The sequence below is a fragment of the Phenylobacterium sp. genome (assembly GCF_004799515.1).
Lineage (GTDB): Bacteria > Pseudomonadota > Alphaproteobacteria > Caulobacterales > Caulobacteraceae > Phenylobacterium.
On the sequence record NZ_SSMX01000029.1, the window covers coordinates 1 to 21,297 of the forward strand.

Consider the following 21,297-nt stretch of genomic DNA (forward strand, 5'->3'; position numbering starts at 1 on the left):
GGACGTTCATCCGGGGTCTCCCGGTTAGAGGTTGGAGCTTCGCAACCCCACTCTCTCAACCCGATCCCGGGTGAACAACCTTCGTAGCTTCGACACCTAGGCCGCGCCTCAGCCACCGGCGCGGGCGTGGACCAGGCGGGTGAAGGCCTCGCGGATCGGCGGCACGTGGCGATGCTTGGCCACGGCCGTCGCCGGATCGTCCAGGTGCAGCAGGACGGTGGCGTTGGCCTCGAACAGCAGCAGCTCGCCGTTGGCGGTCATGGCGCAGTCCACACCGCCGTAGTCGAGGTCAAGGCGGCGGGCGGCTTCGTCCGCGGCGGCGGCCGCGACGGGTCCGAAGACGCCCCGCCAGTCGTCGAGGAACCGCTCTTCCTCGGCCAGCTTCCAGGGCGAGCGGGCCATCTCGGCGCGCCAGTAGTGCAGCAGCCAGTGCTCGCCGATCGCCAGGTGGAACGGGAAGACCTGCCGGTCGACGAAGATCAGCCGGTACTTGCGCCAGGCGCCGTCGGGCGAGCGGAAGTCGTGGAAGGGGACGGCCAGCAGGCGCTCCGCCGGGGCCTGCGCCAGATAGGCCTCGCGGTCCGCCTCGCTGTCCAGGCGCACGAGGCTCTCGCCGCCGTGGTCGCCGGCGGGGCGCACCAGGATCGGCGCCTTCAGCGGAAAAGCGGCCAGGTCGCCCGGCGTCAGCGGCGTCACCGGCGGGACGACCAGGCCCGGGACGCCGGCGAACAGGGCCTGCGCTCCATCGCGGCCGGTCTTCAGGATGCTGCGCGGCGGGTTGATCACGGGCTTGCCGAGGTCGGCGCAAAAGGCCTCGGCGGCGGCCAGCTGGCCCCAGTCGCGATGGATGTCGGCCAGCGTGCTGAACACCGCCCCGGCGCTGGCCAGCTCGGCGGGATCGACCGTCCCCAGCGGGCCGTCGGCCTCACCCGGCGTCAGCAGGCTGACCGACAGGGTGGAAAAGCTCTCAGGATCCACCAGGTAGCGGGTGGGCGTGTGGCCGGCGCCCACCGCGCCCAGCAGCACCAGGGTGTCGCGCGCCGCACGGGGCGGTCCGCGCCGTTGGACCCCCGCGCGCCGGGCCATGCCGTTGCGCAGGGCCAGGGCGTCCGGCGCGCGGCCCAGGCGGTCGAGCAGGCGGGCGAACTGCTCCAGGGTGGGGTTGTCCGCATGGCCGGCGGCGATGTTGGCGCGCACGCAGGCCTCCGCCTCCGCCAGCCGGCCGGCCCGGGCTGCGGCCCGCACCAGGGACGAGATCAGCGAGACGCGGACGTCCTCCGTGCTGGGATCGTTGGCCGCCAGGGCCCCGACGAGGGCGTCGACCGCCTCGCCGAACCGGCCCTCGTCCAGCAGCACCATGCCGCGGTTGCCCACCGGCGCGTGATAGGCCGGGTCGAGCGCGATGGCCCGGTCGAGCGCCGCCAGCGCCTCGGTCCGCCGCCCCAGCCTGTGCAGGGAGACGCCTAGGTCGTTGTGGATCGGAGCCAGGTCCGGGCGTTCCTCGGCGGCGCGGGCGAAGGCTTCGGCGGCGGCGGCCTCGTCGCCCTGGCGCGCGCGCAGCCGGCCCAGCGCCTGCAGGCTGGCCGCATTGCGCGGGCGCAGCGCCAGGTGGCGCAGCAGCACCGCTTCGCCCTCCGCCGCGTCCGGCCCGTCGGCCAGGATCAGGGCCAGGAGCCCCAGCGCGTCAGGCTGATCGGGATGTTGCGCCAGGATCCCGCGGTAGCCCGCCTCCGCCTCCGCCAGGCGGCCCTGGGTGTGGTCGGTGAGGGCCCGGCGCAGGCGCGCGGCCGTCTCCTCGGCGGAAAGGGGCGCTGTCATGGCCCCAGCCTACGCCGCGCCCGTCCGCGCCCGGAAGAACTGGATCACGCGCTGCTCGGCGGCCTTGGTGGGGCCGCTCTCCTTCAGGTGCAGGGTGAGCACCGAGTGCGGCGGGATGAACGACGGCTGGGCGTCTTCGTCCTCCAGCTCGATGGCCTCGAAGCGGTCGCCGAAGGTCTTCTTGAACATCTCGAAGCGGGCGTCGGGGACCAGCTCGTCGCTCTTGAAGCGCAGGCCGATCATCGAGAGGTCCTCCTCTTCGAAGCGGCGCTTGGCGCAGGCGATCTCCGCGGGCGACGCGTCGGTGGCCCCGGCACGCGTCTTCGAGCCGGTCGCCGCCGGCATGGAGGGCTGCGACAGCACCGGCGCCACTACCGAGGGCTCGGTCATCATGGCGAGCGCGAAGCCGCCGGTGAAGCACATGCCGACCGCGCCCACGCCCTTGCCGCCGCACTCGTCGTGCGCCTGCCGCGCCAGCGCGCGCAGCCAGTCGACGATCGGGCTCGACTTGTCGCCGGACCAGACGAAGAACTCGCGCCGGATGCAGATCGCCCCCAGCATGGAGCGCAGCGCATAGTTGCGGCTGGCCGGCCGCCCCGGCTCGCCGAACAGGCTGGGCAGGAAGACCGTCATGCCCGCCTCCGCCACCCGCTCGCCGAAGCGGATCACCAGTGGGTGCAGGCCCGGCATCTCATGGATGACGATCACCGCCGGCCCGTGGCCCTTGCGCCAGACCGGCCGCGTCCACGGTCCGGCGGTGAACTCGGACTTCGTCCAGCCGGCCAGCGCGTCTTCGTATGCCATCTCAGCCCCCGCCTCAGGTGACGGAGCTTAGGCCGATCAGAGCTTCAGGCGCAGCATGGAACTGTCGCCCTCGAAGCCGGTCAGCTTCCAGACCCCCTGCTCCTTGGTGAACATCAGGAGGCAGGGGCCGTCCTTCTTCTTGGTGGCGCAGACCCGGCCGTCGGGCAGGGTCTTCAGCGCCTGGGAGATGACGATGGGTCCAGGGATCTGGGTGTCGGCGCGATAGCCGTACTGCTCGGCCACCAGGCGGAAGGTCTTGGGCTGCACCAGGAGCTGGTCGGCGAGGTCCAGGGTGGACGGCCCGAGCAGGGCGGCCAGGCCCTTCATGGACTTCGACTTGCCGAGCTGGTCCTCGATGGTCGACTGCAGCTGGGCCTTCAGCGCCGCGTGGTCGACGTGGGCGTCGAAGGCCGCGCGGTCGTTGTCGCGGATCGAGATCAGGAGCGCGTGGACGTCCCCGGCCGCGCCGATCTTCTGGGCGGTGGCGCAGGCGCTGAGCGCCAGCACCGCGGCGGCGAGCGCCAGGAGGTTGCGCATGGGATGGCCTCGTGCAGCTTCGGCCCGCCGGTATAGGCGCAGAACGCGGCCACATCACGGCCTGGTTTCCGCGGGCCCGCCTAGTCGCGGCCCAGTAAGGCCCCGGCCCAGAGCGCGATGGGCAGGCCGATCAGGAACATGTGGCCACAGACCTCCTCGACCAGGGCCAGGCCCTTGGGGTTGTTGACCGCATGCACCGCCGAGAGCGGCAGGACGAGGTAGTGCATGAAAAGGTAGATGCCGATCCCGAACAGCGGCCCGGACACCCAGGCCAGCCGCCGCAGGATCGGCAGCCGCAGCGACGCCAGCACGAAGATCGCCGCAGCCACGATCAGGATGAGGTAGTGCGAGGCGATGCCGACAACCTCGACTGTCGGCGGCATGGTCTTGACCGCCGCGCCATACCAGCCGCGGGCGATGGCCTTGGCCACCCCGCTTGCCGTGCCGTGGTAGATCAGCAGAGCCGCGAAGAGGTCGAAGGTCGCGGCCATGAAGCCGCCGCCCAGGACGGCGGCGACGATGGCGGTGGGCGTGCGCTCGGCGACGGCGGTGGGCATGGTGGCCATGGGCGGTTCCCCGTTCTTGTGGGGTGAGCCCATCATGGCGGTGCAGACTTGGCCTCAAGGATGCGACGAGCGGCGGGGTGGAGGCCACGAAGCGGCGGGTCGCCGCGGCTGATGGAGTCCCGTCTCGCATCCGTCGGGATGCTGGATAGCCCTGAACTCCATGGTTGATTGCGAGCTTGGGCCTCTCGGCAAGTCAAGGACGCGCCTTAAGGCGCGCCGCGGAGCGGCTGGCTTCGCCAGTCCTTGAGTTGCCGAGAGGCCCAAGCAAATCTGGCCGCCATGGACTTAAGGCGCAGTCTGTTCAGGACCGGTGTTTCAGACCGAAGGCGGCCGCCCAAGAAAAAGCCCCGGAGGTTCGCTCCGGGGCTCGATCGTCTCGGCCGTGACGGCGCGCGCCGTTACAGCGTCCGCCGCACCTCTTCGAGGGTGAAGCACTCGATGGTGTCGCCAGGCTTGATGTCCTGGAAGCCCTGGAAGGCCATGCCGCACTCCTGGCCAGACTGCACCTCGTTGACCTCGTCCTTGAAGCGCTTGAGCGTCTGCAGGACGCCGAGCTCCAGGATGACCACGTCGTCGCGGACGATCCGCACGCGCGCGCCCTTGCGCACCACGCCCTCGGTGACCCGGCAGCCGGCGACACGGCCGACTTTGGAGATATCGAAAGCCTGCAGCACCTCGGCATTGCCGAGGAAGGTTTCGCGCTGGATCGGCGCCAGCATGCCGGAGAGCACGCCTTTGATGTCGTCGATCAGGTCGTAGATGATCGCGTAGTAGCGGATCTCGACGCCTTCGCGCTCGGCCAAGTCGCGGGCCTGTTTCGAGGCGCGGACGTTGAAGCCGAGGATCGGCGAACCCGCCCCCTTGGCCAGCATGACGTCGCTTTCGCTGATCGCGCCGGCGCCCGACAGGATGATCCGCGCACGGACCTCGTCGGTGGCGAGCTTGTCGAGGCTGCCCACGATGGCTTCGGCGGACCCCTGCACGTCGGCCTTGATGATAACCGGCAGCTCACTGACCTTCTTATCGGTGATCTTGGCCATCATGTCGGCGAGCGAGGCGCCCTGGACCGGAGCCCCGGCCTTCTCGCGCTTCAAACGGGTGCGGTAGTCGGTGAGCTCGCGGGCGCGGGCCTCGTTCTCCACCACGGCGAAGGGCTCGCCCGGATCGGGGGTGCCGTCGAGGCCGAGGATCTCCACCGGCGTCGAAGGCGTGGCCTCCTTCACCTGTTCCTCGCGCTCATTCAGCAGCGCGCGGACCCGGCCCCAGCTCGCGCCGGCCACCACGATGTCGCCGCGCTTCAGGGTGCCGCGCTTGACGAGGACGGTGGACACCGCGCCGCGTCCGCGGTCGAGCTTGGCCTCGATCACCACGCCGTCGGCGGTGCGGTCGGGGTTGGCCTTCAGGTCGAGGACCTCGGCCTGCAGCAGGATGTTCTCGATCAGGTCGTCGAGGCCCAGCTTCTGGGTCGCGGAGACCTCCACCACCTGGGTTTCGCCACCCAGGCTTTCCACCACAATCTCGTGCTGCAGGAGCTCGTTGATCACCCGCGTCGGGTCGGCGTCCGGCTTGTCGATCTTGTTGATCGCCACGATGATCGGCGCGCCGGCGGCCTTGGCGTGATTGATGGCCTCGATGGTCTGGGGCATCACCCCGTCGTCGGCGGCCACCACCAGCACCACGATGTCGGTGACGTTCGCGCCCCGCATCCGCATGGCCGAGAAGGCCGCGTGGCCCGGGGTGTCGAGGAAGGTGACGCGCTCGCCGTCCTTCAGCCTCACCTGATAGGCGCCGATGTGCTGGGTGATGCCGCCATGCTCGCCCGACACCACGTCGGTGGAGCGCAGCGCGTCCAGAAGGCTGGTCTTGCCGTGGTCGACGTGGCCCATGATGGTGACCACCGGGGGCCGCGGGACCAGATGGTCGTCCACGTCCTCGCCGCCGATGAAGCCCTCTTCGACGTCGGCCTCGGAGACGCGCTTCACCGTGTGGCCGAATTCGGTGGCCACCAGTTCGGCGGTGTCGTTGTCGATGACGTCGTTGATCTTCAGCATCACGCCCTGACGCATCAGGAACTTGATGACCTCGGCGCCGCGGGTGGCCATGCGGTTGGCGAGCTCGCCCACCGTGATCACGTCGGGGATGACCACTTCGCGCGCGGCGCGGGCCTGCTCCTGGCTGCCGCCCTTGCGCTTTTCGCGTTCGCGCTCGCGGGCCCGGCGGACCGAGGCCAGGGAGCGCATCCGGTCGACGGCGCCCTCATCGTCACCGGCCACGGCCTGGATGGTCAGGCGGCCTTCGCGGCGTTGCGGCGCGCCTTTGGCGCGGCTGATCGCCTTGGAGGGCGCGGCCTCGCCACGGCGGCGGTCGTCGTCGTCGGGACGGCGGTCGAGGTTGGCGCTGCCGGGGCGCGGAGCCTGGCGGGCGGCGCGCTGAATCTCCGGCGTGGCCGGCGGGGCGGCGGGGCCGAGGCGCGGGCCGCCGGGGCCACGGGCGCCAGCGGGACCGCCGGGACGCGGGCCCGCCGGACGCGGCGCGACCGCCGAATAGCGCACAGTGTCCCCGGCGGGGCGCGGGGCGCGGTCGTCGCGCTCCTGGCGCGGCGGGGCGCGGTCGTCGCGGACCGGCCGGCGGTCGTCGTCCGGGCGCGGCGCGCGCTGGTTGAAGTTAGTGTTCTCGAAGCGGGGCCGTTCCGGACGATAGGTCGTCGTCGACGGCCGGTCGTCGCGGCGGTCGGCCGACGGCTGATAGGTGCGGGTCTGGCCCGGACCGCTCGGCCCGGTGGAGGCCGGACGCGGCTGGTGCGGGGCGTCCTGGCGCTGGTGCTGTTGCGGCGGCGCCTGGGGCGGAGCGGCGGACGGGGCGGGCGCGGCCGGGGCGGCGGCGACAACCGGAGCCTGCGGCGGCGGGGCGGCGGGCGGCGGGGGCGCGGCGGGCGTCGGCGCGGGTGCGGCGGCGGCCGGCGTCTGGGCGACCGGAGCCGCAGCCGGGGCGGCTTGCGGCGCAGGCGCGAGCGCGGGGGCGCGGGCGGCGGCCTCAGCGGCGGCGGCGCGGGCGCGCTCCTCGGCGGCGCGGCGGTCGGCGGCCTGGCGTTCCTGGGCCGCGTCGATGGCGCGTTGACGCGCAGCGCGCTCCTCGGCGGAGAGGCCGTCGCCGGCCCCGCCGGCGGCCTGGCGCGGACCCGACGCGGGCGGCGGCGCGGGGCGCGGCTCGAACAGGCGCTTCTCCGCGGCGGAGGGGCCGGCCAAGTTGCCGCCCACCTGCTGATGCGGCCGTGCGCGCTTGGTCTCGACGACCACCGTCTTGGAACGGCCGTGGCTGAAGCTCTGCTTCACCGTGCCGGCGCTGACCGAACCGGCCCCGCGGGGCTTCAGGGTCAGGGGCTGGCGTCCGCCCGGAGGCGGGGGATTACGGCCGCTGTTGTTCTCGTCGCTCATGCGCTCGCTTTACTCGTCGGCCGGCGATCCGGCCAAAGGACAGATAACAATGCAAGGCGGCGGGACTTGGGAGGTCCCGGTCGCCTCTTAAGGCTCCTCGCGCCAACTCTCAGGAACGAGCGGACAGAAGCCCGACAACCGGCGGACGTCCTGCGTCCAACGATCGGCGGCTCGCCCCGCAAGGAAGGCGGTGTGTATCACATTCTCCGCGCCCAAGGCCAAACCCAATTCCTCGGCGCCGAACAGGCCGAAAACCGGCGTGGGCGGAGCGCGTTTGCCGGCCTTGCCGAGGAGCTTGCGGCGGCCGTCCGCGGCGCCGTCCGACGCCTCGATCAGCCATGCGGCTCGACCGCCCTCGATCGCGGCGGAAACCTTTTCGAATCCGGAAGTAAGGTCGCCGGCGCGCCGCGCAAGCCCCAGGCCCGACAAAAGCCGGCGTTTCAGCAAGGATTCCACAAGCTTGACCAAATCCGGGGGCGCCTGGACCTTGGCCTTGGCGGCGCGGGCGAACAGGCCCTTCTTCGCCGCCGCCTCCAAGGAGGCCGCGTCCGCGGCGACCCACAGGCCGCGCCCGGGCAGCTTGCGCGCCAGGTCCGGGACCACGGTCCCGTCCGGCCCGGCGACGAAGCGGATCAGCGCCGCCTCGTCCATCACCTCGCCGGAGACAATGTCCCGCCGCTCGCGCGAAGCCTCGGCGAGGGTGGCGGGCTTGGCCGTGTCGAAACGGGCCTGCATGGTCCGTCACCCTCGCGCGCTCAGCCCTCAGGCGTCGCGCGCTTCCCCTTCGAGTTCGGCTTCGGCGAAGGCCTCGGTCTCTTCAATGGGCTCGTCCTCGATTTCAGGTTCCAATTCCGGTTCCGGCGGAGCCTCGATCCAGCCCATGGCCACGCGGGCGCGCATGATCAGCGCCTCCGCATCGGCCGGCTCCAGGCCGAAGGCCTCGAGGATGCCGGTCTCGCGGACCCGTTCGCCGTTCTTGGTCTCGAACCAGCCGCGCAGGTCGTCGGGGACCAGGTCCGCCAGGTCCTCGACCGTCTTCACGCCGCCTTCGCCGAGCGCCACGGCGATCGGCAGGGTGACGCCTTCGATCTCCAAGAGGCCGTCCTCGACGCCCAGCTCGACGCGCTTGGCGTCGTATTCGGCGGCGATCTTGTCCAGGAAGTCGGTGGCCCGGGCCTGGATCTCGGCGCCGGTGTCCTCGTCGAAGCCCTCGATGGAGGCGATTTCCGAGACGTCGACATAGGCCACGTCCTCGACGGTGGCGAAGCCCTCGGTAACCAGCAGCTGGGCGATGACCTCGTCCACGTCCAGGGCTTCCTGGAAGAGAGCCGTGCGCTCGGCGAACTCGCGCTGGCGGCGCTCGCTCTCCTGGCTCTCGGTCATGATGTCGATCTGCCAGCCGGTCAGTTGGCTGGCGAGACGCACGTTCTGGCCGCGGCGGCCGATGGCCAGCGACAGCTGCTCGTCCGGCACCACCACCTCGACGCGTTCGTCCTCCTCGTCCATCACCACCTTGGAGACTTCCGCCGGGGCCAGCGCGTTGACGATGAAGGTCGCCTCGTCCGGGCTCCATTGGATGATGTCGATCTTCTCGCCCTGCAGCTCGGCCACCACCGCCTGCACGCGCGAGCCGCGCATGCCGACGCAGGCGCCGACCGGGTCGATGGATGAGTCGTTGGAGACCACCGCCATCTTGGCGCGGCTGCCCGGGTCCCGGGCGACGGCGCGGATCTCGATGACCCCGTCGTAGACCTCCGGCACCTCCTGGGCGAACAGCTTGGCCATGAAGCCGCCGTGCGCGCGGCTGAGCAGGATCTGCGGGCCCTTGGTCTCGCGGCGGACGTCGTAGATGTAGCAGCGGATGCGGTCGCCGATGTTGAAGTTCTCGCGCGGGATCGACTGGTCGCGCCGGGCGATGCCTTCGCCGCGGCCCAGGTCGACGACGATGTTGCCGTATTCGACGCGCTTGACCGTGCCGTTGACGATCTCGCCCACCCGGTCCTTGTACTCTTCGTACTGGCGCTCGCGCTCGGCTTCGCGGACCTTTCCGGTCACCACCTGGCGGGCCATCTGGGTCTGCACCCGGCCGAATTCGAAGGGCGGCAGGACCTCTTCGTAGGTCTTGCCGATGGCGGCGTCCTTGTCGTTCCGCTTGGCGTCGGAGAGGCGGATGATGCCCACCGGCTCGTCGGCCGGGACCTCATTGCCCTCTTCGTCGGTGACCATGCCGAAGCTGGCGTCGTCGGCGACCACGGTCTGGACGCGCTTGACGGTGACTTCGCCGGTCTTCTGGTCGATGTGGACGCGGATGTCGTGCTCGGCGCCATAGCGGGCGCGGGCGCCCTTCTGGATGGCTTCCTCGATCGCCTCGATGACGATCTCGCGGTCGATGGACTTCTCCCGCGCGACCGCGTCGGCGATCTGCAGGAGTTCAAGCCGGTTGGCGGAAATGCCGGTCAGGCTCATGGGGTCTTCCTCTTACTCGGATGTCTGTTGGTCGGAATTGGATGTGAGGCGCTGGGCCCGCGCCTGCGCGCCCCGCTCCAGAAGTTTGTCGGTCAGCACGAGCTTGGCCTCGGTGATCCAGGCGAAGGGCACGAGCGCGGTGGCTTCCTCGCCCTCCAGGTCGATGGCCACGGCCTCGTCCTCGACGCCGGCCAGAACGCCCTTGAAGCGCTTGCGGCCCTCGGCCAGGCGGTCGAGTTCGAGCCGCGCCTCGTGGCCCTCGTAGGTGGCGAAGTCCGCCAGCCGGGTCAGTGGCCGGTCGACGCCGGGCGAGGAGACCTCAAGGGTGTATTCGCCGGCGATCGGGTCGGCGGCGTCCATCACCTCGGAGATCGCGCGGCTGAGCCGCGCGCAATCCTCGACGTTCATGTCGCCGTCCTCGGGCCGCTCGGCCATGACCTGCAGCCGCCGCGCATGCTCGCCGCCCATCAGCCGCAGGCGCACGATGGCGTAGCCCGCCGCCTCGGCCACGGGGTCGAGCAGCTCCAGCAGTCCCTGGTCTTCGGCGGTCTTCCCACGCATGGGCTTCGGCCTGGCTCCGGCAAAGAAAAAAGCGGCCGGGCCGGAGCCCGCCGCTCGTAGGCGCCATACAGCGCAAACGGACGATGTTGAGGGGAATATAGGCGCTTGGGAGGGGTTTGTCAGCCCTGTTGAGTCGGGGCGCTCGCTTCCCCGGTCTCTGTGCGCCACCCGCACCTCGGTTAAGACGGACGGCGCGGCGTCCCGGACGGCTGGAGGTCTTCATCCAAGATCGGCATCGTCAGATGTCACCCGCCCTTAAATCTCATGGTTGAAACGAGCCTCGGGGCCTCGGCTTGTCAAGGACCGGCCCCTGGCCGGCCGCGGAGCGGCGCGCGTTCCGCGCGTCCTTGAGAAGCCGAGGCCCCAAGGCAAACTGGCCGCCATGAGATCTAAGCCGCAGCCCGGCCGCTCAAATAAACCGTCATCCTCCGGTCGCGCGGAGACGCGATCCGGGGGACCCAAGCGGCGTGGCCTGGCCCGCAACTCAGCTTGGGTCCCCCGGATCAGCCTGCGGCTGACCGGAGGATGACGACGCCTAAGGGCCCCCCAAACGAAAACGGCCGCCCTGTCGCCAGGGCGGCCGTATCCGGATCGGTCGAAGCTCAGGGCTAGCAGGCTGCGACCAGATCGCCGGCCGTGCGGCGGCGGCGCAGGACCGCGCCGACCCCGCCGAAGCCCAGGATCATCAGGGCCCAGGCCGCCGGTTCCGGCACGACGGTGGTGAAGTCGTGGAAGCCGGCGCCGGCGCCGGGCGCCTGGTACTGGCCCTCGCTGCCGCCGTCGCAGCAGCCTTCAAAGCCGTAGATGTCGATGGTGTGGGTCCCGGCCGAGAGGTCGGCCGAGCCGGCCAGGAACTGGGTCGGATTGCTGTAGGAACCGCCCCACCACATGTCGTTGTTCAGGGTCTCCAGCGCGGTCCCATCGACGATCAGGGTCCCGCCGAAGCCGAAGTCGACGCCGAAGCGGAAGTCCCAGAGGCCCGTCTGGCCGGGCGCGACGGTGAAGGTCACCTGGTCGTGGTAGCCGAGGTCGGTGTTGGCCCCGCCGCCCGAGATATAGTTGGAGACCGAACCGTTCCAGTCGGTCACCGTCTGGTTGGCGTAGCCGGCGGCCGGCGTCGGCTGGCTGGCCAGGAGCGCGTTCCAGGCCGCGACATAGCTCGCCGAGGTCGACAGCGACAGCGTCGAGGGATCGACCTGGCGGGCCGAGAGGGTGACGAGGCTGGACGCGGCGGCCGGCAGGGCGGTGGCGGCCACGGCGGCGGCGCCCATCAGGACGGCGGCTTTACGCAACAGGCGGGACATCGGGGACTTCCTTCAAGCGACAGGATCGATTTGAGCTGCGCCTTAGCACCCCAAGCACAATAATTTTCCCTAAAATCTACATAATGAGCGGTAATGTCGCGATTATTATGCGTTTCTTATAGGTACTGTTGCGCGAATTTCTCTTTTTGGGACATTTTCTCCGCGACCACCCAGAAGCCGGCGTTCTCCCGGCCGCCGAGGGGGTTCCCTTGCGGCCGGCGATGGTCCAGAGAGCGCCACCTCCCTTTTGTGTGTCTGAAGGCAACCTCCCATGGACCTCTCCAAGATCCCCGTCGGCGTGAACCCGCCCTATGACGTGAACGCCATCATCGAGATCCCGCAGGGCGGCGAGCCGGTGAAGTACGAGATGGACAAGGAAAGCGGCGCGATCTTCGTCGACCGTTTCCTGCACACCGCGATGTTCTATCCCGGCAACTACGGCTTCATCCCGCACACCCTGGCCGACGACGGCGATCCCATGGACATCATGGTGGTGGGGCCGACGCCGGTGGTGCCGGGCGCGGTGATCCGCTGCCGGCCGATCGGCACCCTGATGATGACCGACGAGGCCGGCGGCGACGAGAAGGTGCTGGCGGTGCCGGTGGACGCACTGCACCCCTTCTACAAGGGCGTCGAAAGCTGGCGCGGCCTGCCGGTGATCCTGACCGAGCAGATCGCCCACTTCTTCCAGCACTATAAGGACCTGGAGAAGGGCAAGTCGGTGGACATCCGCGGCTGGGCCGACCCCGAGGAGACCGCCGACCTGATCCGCGCCTCCATCGAGCGCGCGAGGACGGCGGGCTAGGTCCGCACGAAATCCAGGAACACCGGGGCGCAGTCGCCGAGGCGCTTTTCCTCGTAGCGGGTGGTGAGGTGGTCGGCGGGCGGGACGCGCCAGTCGTCCGCCCGCGCCGCCGTCCAGCGGAAGGCCGGGTCGGCCGCCAGCCGCAGCAGGCTCCAGTCCACATAGTCGGCCCAGTCGCTGGCGAAGCGTAGGCGGCCGCCCGGCTTCAGCAGGCGGGCCCATTCGGCCGCCGTCTCGGCCTGGACGATGCGGCGCTTGTTGTGCCGCGCCTTGGGCCAGGGGTCGGGAAACAGGATGAAGACCCGGTCCAGGCTGGCGTCCGGCAGCCGGCCCATCAGCTCACGCGCGTCGCCGTCGTGGACGAGGACATTGCTCAAGCCCGCCTCGTCGATGTGGCGCAGGGCGCTGGCGACGCCGTTCTGGAAAGGCTCGGCCCCGAGGATCAGCACGTCCGGCCGGCGGGCGGCCTGGCCGGCCATGTGCTCGCCGCCGCCGAAGCCCACCTCCAGCCAGACCTCGGCGGCGTCAGGCTTCACGGCGCGCGGATCGAAGGCCCCAGGCGGCGGGCGGAGCGCCGGCAGCAAGGTCTCCATCAGCGCGGCCTGGCGCGGCTTGATGGTGCGGGTCTTCAGCCGGCCATAGGAGCGCAGCGGCGGGTGGGCGGGGCCTTCCATCGACGCCCTCTAGCCGAAGCCGGGGCGAGCGCGAAATGCCGTTTTGCGCCGCGCCGACGCGGGCTAACCTCAACCCTGAGTGGTTCGGGTGTGCGCCGATGGAGCAGGTCTTGAACGCGGTGCGGGCGTTTTTCGCGTCCAGCACCCTTAGTCCGCATGGCATCTGCCTGCTGTGGCGGCCGGAGCTGATCTGGACCCACGCGACCTCCGACATCGTTATCGGCCTGGCCTATTTCTCGATTCCCCTGGCGATCAGCGCCTTCCTCTACCAGCGGCCGGACGTGAAGTTCGGCTGGGTGCTGTGGATGTTCGTGGCCTTCATCATGCTGTGCGGCCTGACCCACTTCATGGCCGTCTGGACGCTGTGGAAACCGGACTACGCCTTCGAGGCCCTGCTGAAGGTGGCCACCGCCATCGCCTCGCTGCTGACCGCCGCGGCGCTGTGGCCGCTGTTGCCGAAGGTGAGCGCGCTGCCGGCCGCCGCCACCCTGCAGGCGCGGATCGACGAGCGCGACAAGGCGCTGATGGAGCTGCGTGCGGCCATGGCCACCATGGTGGAGATGCGCGAGCACGAGACGCGCCAGAAGCTGTTGTTGGACGAGCTGAACCACCGGGTGAAGAACACGCTGGCCTCCGTGCAGTCGATCGCCGCCCAGACCCTGCGTGGCGCCAACGACATCGGCGAGTTCAAGATCTCGTTCGTCGACCGGCTGATGGCGCTTTCCTCGACCCACGACCTGCTGGTCAAGCGCGAATGGGCCAACGCCTCCCTGCGCGAGCTGACCGAGGCGACGCTGCGCCACTACGGCCTGCCGTTCGCCTACGCCGGGCCGGACCTGCGGCTGCAGTCCAACCTGGCGGTGACCCTCGGCATGGCCCTGCACGAACTGGCGACCAACGCGGTCAAGTACGGCGCCTGGGCCGGCGGCGGGCGGATCGACATCGAGGTCGCCCCCACCCAGTCGGGCCGCGCCGTGCGGATCGTCTGGCGCGAGAGCGGCGGCCGGCCGGTCACCGCGCCCACCGGCCACGGCTTCGGCTCGCGCCTGCTGGAGCAGGGCGTCGCGGGCGAACTGGGCGGCAAGGTGACCCTGGACTGGCGCCCGGAAGGCCTGGTCTGCGTGATTGAGGCGCCGGTCTCCGAGAAGATCGCCCTGGAGACCGCCACCGCGGCGTGACGGCGGCCGCGAGGCCGCCGCGCCGGCCTTAGGCCAGCTTGCGCAGCTCTTCCGCTAGGTCCGGCCGCTCCCAGGAGAAGCCGCCCTCGTTGTCCGGCTGGCGGCCGAAGTGGCCGTAGGCCGAGGTGCGGGCGTAGATCGGGCGGTTGAGCTGCAGGTGCTCGCGGATCGCCCGGGGCGTCGCTCCGCCGACCATCTGCGGCAGGGCCAGCTCCAGCTTCGCCGGGTCGATCTCGCCGGTGTTGTGCAGGTCGACGTAGAAGCTCAGCGGCTGGGCCACGCCGATCGCATAGCTGATCTGGATGGTGCACTTCTTGGCCAGGCCCGACGCCACCACGTTCTTGGCCAGGTAGCGGCAGAGGTAGGCCGCCGAGCGGTCCACCTTGGTCGGGTCCTTACCGGAGAAGGCGCCGCCGCCGTGCGGAGCCGCGCCGCCGTAGGTGTCGACGATGATCTTGCGCCCGGTCAGGCCCGCGTCGCCGTCCGGCCCGCCGATCTCGAAGCGGCCGGTCGGGTTGACGTGCCACTTGGTCTTCTTGGTGATCAGGCCCGCCGGGAAGACGCCCTCGACGTAAGGCCGGATGGCCTGCTCGATCCGCTTCGGCGTCGCCGAGTGCAGGCCGATGCGCTTCTTGTGCTGGGTCGAGACGACGATCTGCAGCACCTCGACCGGCTGGCCGTCCTCATAGCGCAGGGTGACCTGGCTCTTGGCGTCGGGCTCCAACACCGGGCATTCGCCGGAGTGGCGGACCTCGGCCAGCTTCTTCAGGATGTCGTGGCTGTACTGCAGGGTGGCCGGCATCAGCGCCGGCGTCTCGTCGCAGGCGTAGCCGAACATGATGCCCTGGTCGCCCGCGCCCTCGTCCTTCTTGTCGGAAGCGTCGACGCCCTGGGCGATGTGCGCCGACTGCGGGTGCAGGTGGCAGGCATACTTGGCCTTGGCCCAGTGGAAGCCCTTCTGTTCGTAGCCGATGTCCTTGACCGCCTGGCGGACCTTCGACTCCAGGCCCTTCACGATGTCCTTGGTCAGCGCCTTGTTCTCGGCCGGGGAGCCGCCGGGCCGGCCGGCGCGGACTTCGCCCGCCAGCACGATGCGGTTGGTGGTCACCAGGGTCTCGCAAGCCACGCGGGCCTCCGGCTCGACGCTCAGGAAGGCGTCGACGACGGTGTCGGAGATCCGGTCGGCGACCTTGTCCGGATGGCCCTCGGACACGCTTTCAGAGGTGAAGATGTAGTTGGAACGGCTCAAGGCGCTCAAGCTCCCGGGAAACGGCGCCGCCTGCGGCAAGGCGCCAAGAGGGTCGGCAAGCCTATAAAGATATCTTTATGTGCCGCCAAGGGCGCGTTTGGCCGCCGTGGTTAAGCGGGCTAGTCGATCGGGTCGGGCTCGCCGGCCATGGCGCGGACCAGGTCGAGGATCTTGCGGCGCACCCGGCCCTTGGTGATCTTCGGGAAGATCTGCGCCAGCTCCATGCCCTCCGGCGTCAGCAGGAAGTCCTGCATGGCCTCGCGCGGCAGGTTCGAGCCCGCCATCTCGATGGGATCGCCCAGGCCTTCGTAGAAATAGGCGATGCTGGTGGAGAGCGCCCGGGACATCTCCCACAGCTTGGACGCGCTCACCCGGTTGGCGGCGCGTTCGTACTTCTGCACCTGCTGGAAGGTCAGGCCGATGGACTCAGCCAGGCGCTCCTGGCTGATCCCCAGCTCTTTGCGACGCATTCTTATTCGCAGACCGACGTGTCGGTCGACGGGGTTTGGCCCGACCATGGGCTCTTCCAACCTGTCCATGAAACTCCCATCGAATTGCCGTCGGACAAGCGAAGCGCCAGACGCACTCAAGGATCGACCCCGCCAAGAACCCGCGGCGGGCGAACACGATAGGCCAGCGCGACCAAGCCCGACAATAGGACCATGGCGAAGCAGTAGAGGTCGCCGGCCTTAGAAAACAGTGTCATTTCAAGCGCGGCCGGCAGGGGTGCGTCAATAACCCCCAGGGCTCCAAGGCCCAGTTTGGCGCCCGCGCGGATCCGTCCGTAGGCGTCTATCACCGCCGAGACGCCGGTTGGCGTCGCCCGCACGATCGGCAGGCCCTCCTCGATGGCGCGGTAGCTGGCGATGTTCAGGTGCTGCAGCGGGCCCGATCCTTGGCCGAACCAGGCGTCGTTGGAAACATTCAGGATCCAGGCCGGCCGGATCGCCGAGCGCGCGACGCCGGCGCGGACCTCGCCGGGAAACAGGGCCTCGTAGCAGATCAGCACCTGCGCCGGCGGCACGCCGGCTGGGCTGATCGGGCGCGACGGCGGGCCGGCGGAGAAGTCGTCCGGCATGTGGACCAGGCTGCGGAAACCGATCTTCGTCGCGAAGTCCGCCGCCGGCATGTACTCGCCGAAGGGCACCAGGTGGTGCTTGTCGTAGACGCCGGTGACTTCAAGGCCCTGCAGGTCGCGGCGGAAGGCGATCAGGCTGTTGTAGTAGCGGGCGACGCCGTCGGGGCCCGGCTGGGCGCGGTTGGCCCCCATCAGCAGGGTCTGGCCGGGCGCGAGCGCGTCGCGCAGCCGGGGCGCATAGGGTGAGCCCGGCGCCATCAGATCGTCGATCACCGCCGGCAGCGCGCCCTCGGGCCAAATGACGATGGCGGGCCGGGTGGGCGCGGGGCGGGTGGTCAGGCCGACATAGGTGTCGAACACCATGCCGAGGTTTTCCGGCCGCCACTTGTCCTTCTGGTCGATGTTGGCCTGCACCACCCGCACAACCGGCGCGCCAGGCTTGGGCGGCGCCGCGCCGTCCAGGCGCCAGAGGCCGAAGCCGTAGAGGCCAGCGAGGGCCAGGGCGGCTAAGCCCAGGGTCGCGGCCTTCGCCCGAGGCCCGGCCCGCCAGGCCAGCACGGCCGGGGCGGCGCAGATCGCCACCGTGATCCAGGTCAGGCCATAGGCGCCCACGACGGCCGCCATCTGCGAAGGCGGCGAGCCCGCCTGCCAGGTCTCGCCCGGCAGGTCCCAGGGAAAGCCCGTGGCGATGTGGCCGCGCAGCCATTCCAGCAGGGTGACGCAGCCGGCGAACACCAGCACCCTCGCCGCGCCGCGCGGCCGGGCCAGGCTATAAAGCCAGCTCGCCAACGCCCAGAACAGCGCCAGGCCGCCGGCCATCAGCACCAGGGCGAAGGGCGCCATCCAGCCCTGCTCCTTGGCGTCGACCATGAACGGCTCGGTGATCCAGCAGACGCCCACGGCGAAATAGCCGACCCCGGCCAGCCAGCCGCGGAACAGGGCCGAGCGGAACGGCCGCGGATCCTCCGTGTCGAGCAGCGCCAGCCACAGGCCGTAGCCGAGCAGGCCGGGGACGAAGCCGAACGGCGGATGCGCCAGGCCCGCGGCGACGCTGGCCAGCAAGGCGAGCCCACGACCCGTCCATCCGCGTTTCCAGCTCACGCGGCGCTCAGGCCGGGGTCGTGGCGTGCGAGGCCTCAAGGCGGCGCACGCGCACGCGCTTCACCCGGCGCGGATCGGCGGACATCACCTCCAGGACGAAGCCGCCCGGATGGTCGACCGCCTCGCGCCGCTGCGGCACACGGCCGGCAAGGGCGTTCACCAGGCCGGCCACGGTGTCGATCTCCTCGTCGAGGTCCGGCGGCGCCAGGTCGACGCCGTCGCCGATGGCCGCCTCCAGGTCCTCGAGCGGGGTTCGGCCATCGACCACCCAGCTGTCGCCATCGTGCAGGATCGGGGCGTGGCCATCCTCGGCGACGTCGTCGTGCTCGTCGGATATCTCCCCCACCAGGGTCTCCAGCAGGTCCTCCAGCGTCACCAGCCCGTCGGTGCCGCCGAACTCGTCGATCACCAGGGCCAGGTGGATCTGCCGCGCGCGCATCTGGCCCAAGAGCTCCACGGCCCGCATGGAGGCTGGGACATAGAGCACCTCGCGCACCAGGTTGTGGCGGCCGGAGAGCACCTGGTCGGTGGGCTTGGGCTTGCGGACCTTGCGGGCCAGGAGCTTGAAGACGTCCTTGACGTGGACCACGCCCACCGGATCGTCGAGGGTCTCGCGGTAGACCGGCATGCGGCTGTGCTCGGCCTCGACGAAGCGGCCCACCAGCTCGGAGAAGCTGCAGCTCCGGTCCACCGCCACGATGTCGGCGCGCGGCTGCATGACGTCGCCCACGCCCAGGTCCTGGAAGGCGCGGGCCTGGCTGACCAGTTCGCCGGTCGCCGCCGCCACATGCGGCTCCGGCGGCGCGGGCTCGTCGGCGTCCGGCCGGCTGCGGAAACGGTCGAACAGGGACAGGACCCCGCGCGGTTTCGGATGCGCCGGGCGCGGCGGCAGGGGATCGGACGAGGAGTCGGCGTCGGCCATGGTCGTCCTAGCTCGACCCGGCGCGGTAGGGATCGGGAATGCCCAGCCCCGCCAGGACCGCGCGCTCCAGGCCCTCCATCTCCTCGGCCTGGGCGTCGCTCTCGTGATCGTATCCTAGAAGGTGGAAGACCCCATGCGCCACCAGATGCTGCAGGTGGTGGGCGAGCGGTTTGCCCTGTTCGGCCGCTTCGCGGGCGCAGACGCCATAGGCCAGCGCCACATCGCCCAGGAAACGCTCAGGGTTCTGCGGCGCGGGGAAGGACAGCACGTTGGTCGGCTTGTCCTGGCCGCGGAAACGGCGGTTCAGGTCGCGCACGCTGGCGTCGTCGGTGAGCAGCAGGCTGATCCCCTCGCGCACCGCGCCCTCGGAATCCAGCGTCGCCTGGGCGGCGGCCAGCACCAAGGGCCCCACGTCCTCCAGGGCGTCGGTCCAGGCGGAGTCCTCGACTTCGATATCGATCAAATCGCCGGTCCTGACCTGGATTGGCCCGCTTTCGCCGCGTCGGCGTCGTAGGCGCGCACGATACGCTCGACCAGCGGATGGCGGACCACGTCTTCGGCGGAAAAGCGCACCACGCCGATCCCCTTGACGCCTTCCAGCAGGCCCACGGCATGGGCCAGGCCGCTGTCGCGGATGTTGACCAGGTCGATCTGGGTCGGGTCGCCGGTCACCACCATGCGCGCGCCCTCGCCCAGCCGGGTCAGCACCATCTTCATCTGCAGGCGCGTGGCGTTCTGCGCCTCGTCGACGATGACGAAGGCGTGCGCAAGCGTGCGGCCGCGCAGGAAGGCGATGGGCGCGACCTCGATCTCGCCCTTCTCCCGCCGGCGGCGGAGCTGCTCGGCGCCCAGGATGTCGGTCAGCGCCTCCCAGACCGGCGCCATGTAGGGATCGACCTTCTCGGTCAGGTCTCCCGGCAGGAACCCGAGCCGCTCGCCGGCCTCCACCGCCGGGCGCGAGACGATCAGCCGGTCGACCTCGCCGCGCAGCAGCAGGCCCGCACCGTGCGCCACGGCCAGGAAGGTCTTGCCGGTGCCGGCGGGCCCGAGCCCGAACACCAGCTCGCAGCTCGCCAGCGCCTGCAGGTACTGGGCCTGGGTCGCGGTCTTGGGCGCCACCTGGCCGCGGCGGCCGACGGGCAGGGCGCCGCTCGGGGCCGTCCCGCCGGAGCGGGCGTTGCCGATGGCTACGCGCACGTCGGCCTCGGAGATGTCGAGCCCCTGGTCGGCGCGCGCGGCGATGGCCTGGACGGCTTTCTTGGCCTGGCCGCGTCCCTTGGCGGCGCCGGTCAGCGAGACCCCGCCGCCGGGCGTCTCCACCAGGACGTCGAAGGCGTCCTCGATCAGGGCGGCGTGGCGGGAATTGGCGCCGGCCACCGCGCGGGCGGCGGCGTCGGAGAGGGTGATGAATTCCGGCGCGCGGCTCAACGGGCCTCCAGCTCCTCGACCACGAGGACCCCGCCCAGGCTCATCCGCGCGGCGCTCCCGATCCTGACCGGAACGATCTGGCCGATCAGGCGATCCGGCGCCGTGGCGTGGACGGCCTGCAGATAGGGGCTGCGGCCGATCAGCTGGCCGGGATGGCGGCCCGGCCGCTCGAACAGCACCGGCAGCGTCTTGCCCACCTGGCTCGCGTTGAAGGCGCGGGCCTGTTCGTCCAGCAAGGCGTTCAGCCGCGCCAGCCGCTCGTCCTTCACCGCCTCGTCCACCTGGCCGGGCATGGCCGAGGCCGGCGTGCCGGGCCGGCGCGAGTACTTGAAGGTGAAGGCGGTGGCGTAGCCCACCTCGCGCACCAGGCTGAGCGTCGCCTCGAAGTCGGCCTCGCGTTCGCCCGGGAAGCCCACGATGAAGTCGCCGGAGATGGCGATGTCCGGCCGGCTGCTGCGGATCCGCTCCACAAGCCGCACATAGCTCTCGGCGGTGTGCGCCCGGTTCATGGCCTTCAGGATGCGGTCCGAGCCCGACTGCACCGGCAGGTGCAGGTAAGGCATCAGCTCGGGCAGCTCCCCATGCGCGGCGATCAGGGCCTCATCCATGTCGCGCGGGTGGCTCGTCGTATAGCGGATGCGCTCGATCCCCGGGATCGCCGCCAGCCGCCGCGCCAGGGCCGCCAGGCCGCCTTCGCCCGCGTAGGCGTTGACGTTCTGGCCCAGCAAGGTGACCTCGCGCACGCCCTGGGCGGCCAGGTCGCGGGCCTCGGCCTCGATGGCGGCAGGCGCGCGCGACCATTCGGGGCCGCGGGTATAGGGCACCACACAAAAGGTGCAGAACTTGTCGCAGCCCTCCTGCACGGTCAGGAAGGCGGTGACGCCCTCGGCGCGGCGGCCGGCGGGCGCCAGCGCGTCGAACTTCTCATCGGCGGCGAATTCGGCCGACAGCCGCTCGCCCCGGGCGCGGTGGCTGCGGGCGATCAGTTCCGGCAATTGGTGATAGGCCTGCGGGCCGACCACGAGATCCACTGCCGGCTGGCGGCGCAGGATCTCCTCGCCCTCGGCCTGGGCGACGCAGCCGGCGACAGCGATGGTCATGCGCGATCCGCCCTCGGCCAGGCGCTCCTCGCGCATCTCCTTCAGCTTGCCGAGCTCGGAATAGACCTTCTCGGTGGCCTTCTCGCGGATGTGGCAGGTGTTCAGCACCACCAGGTCCGCGCCCTCCGGGGTCTCGGTCATGGCGTAGCCCAGCGGGGCCAGGACATCGGCCATCCGCTCGCTGTCGTAGACGTTCATCTGACAGCCGTAGGTCTTGATGAACAGGCGCTTGGCGGGCATGGCCAGGTTATGGGGTTCGCGAACCCCTGGCG

19 protein-coding genes are annotated in these 21,297 nt (G+C 70.6%); 2 read left to right on the top strand and 17 right to left on the bottom strand.

The window, feature by feature from the left end; translation table 11 throughout:
* Positions 1-108: 108 nt before the first annotated feature.
* From E8A49_RS12870 to E8A49_RS12910, 9 genes are all read right to left on the bottom strand, one after another.
* On the bottom strand, positions 109-1,818 hold the full coding sequence (locus E8A49_RS12870; protein ID WP_293381639.1) for a tetratricopeptide repeat protein: 1,710 nt from the start codon (positions 1,816-1,818) through the stop codon (positions 109-111).
* A 9-nt stretch (positions 1,819-1,827) separates the two neighbouring features.
* A complete protein-coding gene (locus E8A49_RS12875) occupies positions 1,828-2,622 on the bottom strand; it encodes a dienelactone hydrolase family protein (protein WP_293381642.1) in 795 nt (264 codons plus the stop codon).
* Between the two features lie 36 nt (positions 2,623-2,658).
* Positions 2,659-3,159, bottom strand: coding sequence for a DUF2939 domain-containing protein (locus tag E8A49_RS12880; protein WP_293381645.1), 501 nt, complete (start codon positions 3,157-3,159; stop codon positions 2,659-2,661).
* A gap of 80 nt (positions 3,160-3,239) precedes the next feature.
* Positions 3,240-3,725 (bottom strand): hypothetical protein, encoded by a 486-nt coding sequence (locus tag E8A49_RS12885; protein WP_293381648.1) that lies wholly within the window; start codon positions 3,723-3,725, stop codon positions 3,240-3,242.
* A gap of 398 nt (positions 3,726-4,123) precedes the next feature.
* Positions 4,124-7,159 (bottom strand): translation initiation factor IF-2, encoded by a 3,036-nt coding sequence (gene infB, locus E8A49_RS12890; RefSeq protein ID WP_293381651.1) that lies wholly within the window; start codon positions 7,157-7,159, stop codon positions 4,124-4,126.
* 87 nt (positions 7,160-7,246) lie between these two features.
* Entirely contained in the window at positions 7,247-7,894 is a 648-nt protein-coding gene (locus tag E8A49_RS12895) for an RNA-binding protein (RefSeq protein ID WP_293381654.1), read from the bottom strand.
* 27 nt (positions 7,895-7,921) lie between these two features.
* Positions 7,922-9,625, bottom strand: a complete 1,704-nt coding sequence (gene nusA / locus E8A49_RS12900; RefSeq protein ID WP_293381657.1) for a transcription termination factor NusA — start codon at positions 9,623-9,625, stop codon at positions 7,922-7,924.
* Positions 9,626-9,637: 12 nt separating this feature from the next.
* Complete coding sequence (rimP, locus tag E8A49_RS12905; RefSeq protein WP_293381660.1) at positions 9,638-10,186, bottom strand: ribosome maturation factor RimP; 549 nt, start codon at positions 10,184-10,186, stop codon at positions 9,638-9,640.
* A 608-nt stretch (positions 10,187-10,794) separates the two neighbouring features.
* Positions 10,795-11,490, bottom strand: coding sequence for a CCXG family PEP-CTERM protein (locus E8A49_RS12910; protein ID WP_293381663.1), 696 nt, complete (start codon positions 11,488-11,490; stop codon positions 10,795-10,797).
* Between the two features lie 271 nt (positions 11,491-11,761).
* On the opposite strand from E8A49_RS12910, the gene ppa reads away from it, so the two are divergent.
* A complete protein-coding gene (gene ppa / locus E8A49_RS12915) occupies positions 11,762-12,295 on the top strand; it encodes an inorganic diphosphatase (RefSeq protein WP_293381666.1) in 534 nt (177 codons plus the stop codon).
* Here the strand turns inward: ppa and trmB are convergent.
* On the bottom strand, positions 12,292-12,969 hold the full coding sequence (gene trmB, locus E8A49_RS12920) for a tRNA (guanosine(46)-N7)-methyltransferase TrmB (RefSeq protein WP_293381669.1): 678 nt from the start codon (positions 12,967-12,969) through the stop codon (positions 12,292-12,294). The genes ppa and trmB overlap by 4 nt on opposite strands.
* Positions 12,970-13,067: 98 nt before the next feature.
* Here trmB and E8A49_RS12925 point away from each other — a divergent pair, with 98 nt between their 5' ends.
* Entirely contained in the window at positions 13,068-14,147 is a 1,080-nt protein-coding gene (locus tag E8A49_RS12925; protein WP_293381672.1) for a sensor histidine kinase, read from the top strand.
* A gap of 28 nt (positions 14,148-14,175) precedes the next feature.
* Here E8A49_RS12925 and metK read toward each other — a convergent pair whose 3' ends face one another.
* The 7 genes from metK to miaB form a co-directional block, all read right to left on the bottom strand.
* A complete protein-coding gene (metK, locus tag E8A49_RS12930; RefSeq protein WP_293381675.1) occupies positions 14,176-15,396 on the bottom strand; it encodes a methionine adenosyltransferase in 1,221 nt (406 codons plus the stop codon).
* A 119-nt stretch (positions 15,397-15,515) separates the two neighbouring features.
* Positions 15,516-15,935 (bottom strand): helix-turn-helix transcriptional regulator, encoded by a 420-nt coding sequence (locus tag E8A49_RS12935; RefSeq protein ID WP_293381678.1) that lies wholly within the window; start codon positions 15,933-15,935, stop codon positions 15,516-15,518.
* 47 nt (positions 15,936-15,982) lie between these two features.
* On the bottom strand, positions 15,983-17,575 hold the full coding sequence (lnt, locus tag E8A49_RS12940; protein WP_293381681.1) for an apolipoprotein N-acyltransferase: 1,593 nt from the start codon (positions 17,573-17,575) through the stop codon (positions 15,983-15,985).
* A gap of 7 nt (positions 17,576-17,582) precedes the next feature.
* The gene (locus tag E8A49_RS12945; RefSeq protein ID WP_293381684.1) at positions 17,583-18,497 is read right to left on the bottom strand and encodes a hemolysin family protein; all 915 of its coding nucleotides are present in this window, start codon (positions 18,495-18,497) and stop codon (positions 17,583-17,585) included.
* Positions 18,498-18,504: 7 nt separating this feature from the next.
* Entirely contained in the window at positions 18,505-18,960 is a 456-nt protein-coding gene (ybeY, locus tag E8A49_RS12950) for an rRNA maturation RNase YbeY (protein WP_293381687.1), read from the bottom strand.
* Positions 18,957-19,925 (bottom strand): PhoH family protein, encoded by a 969-nt coding sequence (locus tag E8A49_RS12955; protein ID WP_293381690.1) that lies wholly within the window; start codon positions 19,923-19,925, stop codon positions 18,957-18,959. The genes ybeY and E8A49_RS12955 overlap by 4 nt, the downstream gene beginning before the upstream one ends.
* Positions 19,922-21,265 carry a tRNA (N6-isopentenyl adenosine(37)-C2)-methylthiotransferase MiaB gene (miaB, locus tag E8A49_RS12960; RefSeq protein WP_293381693.1) on the bottom strand — a complete coding sequence of 448 codons (1,344 nt, stop codon included), beginning with the start codon at positions 21,263-21,265 and terminating at the stop codon, positions 19,922-19,924. Before miaB ends, E8A49_RS12955 begins: the two co-directional genes overlap by 4 nt.
* Positions 21,266-21,297 lie beyond the last annotated feature (32 nt).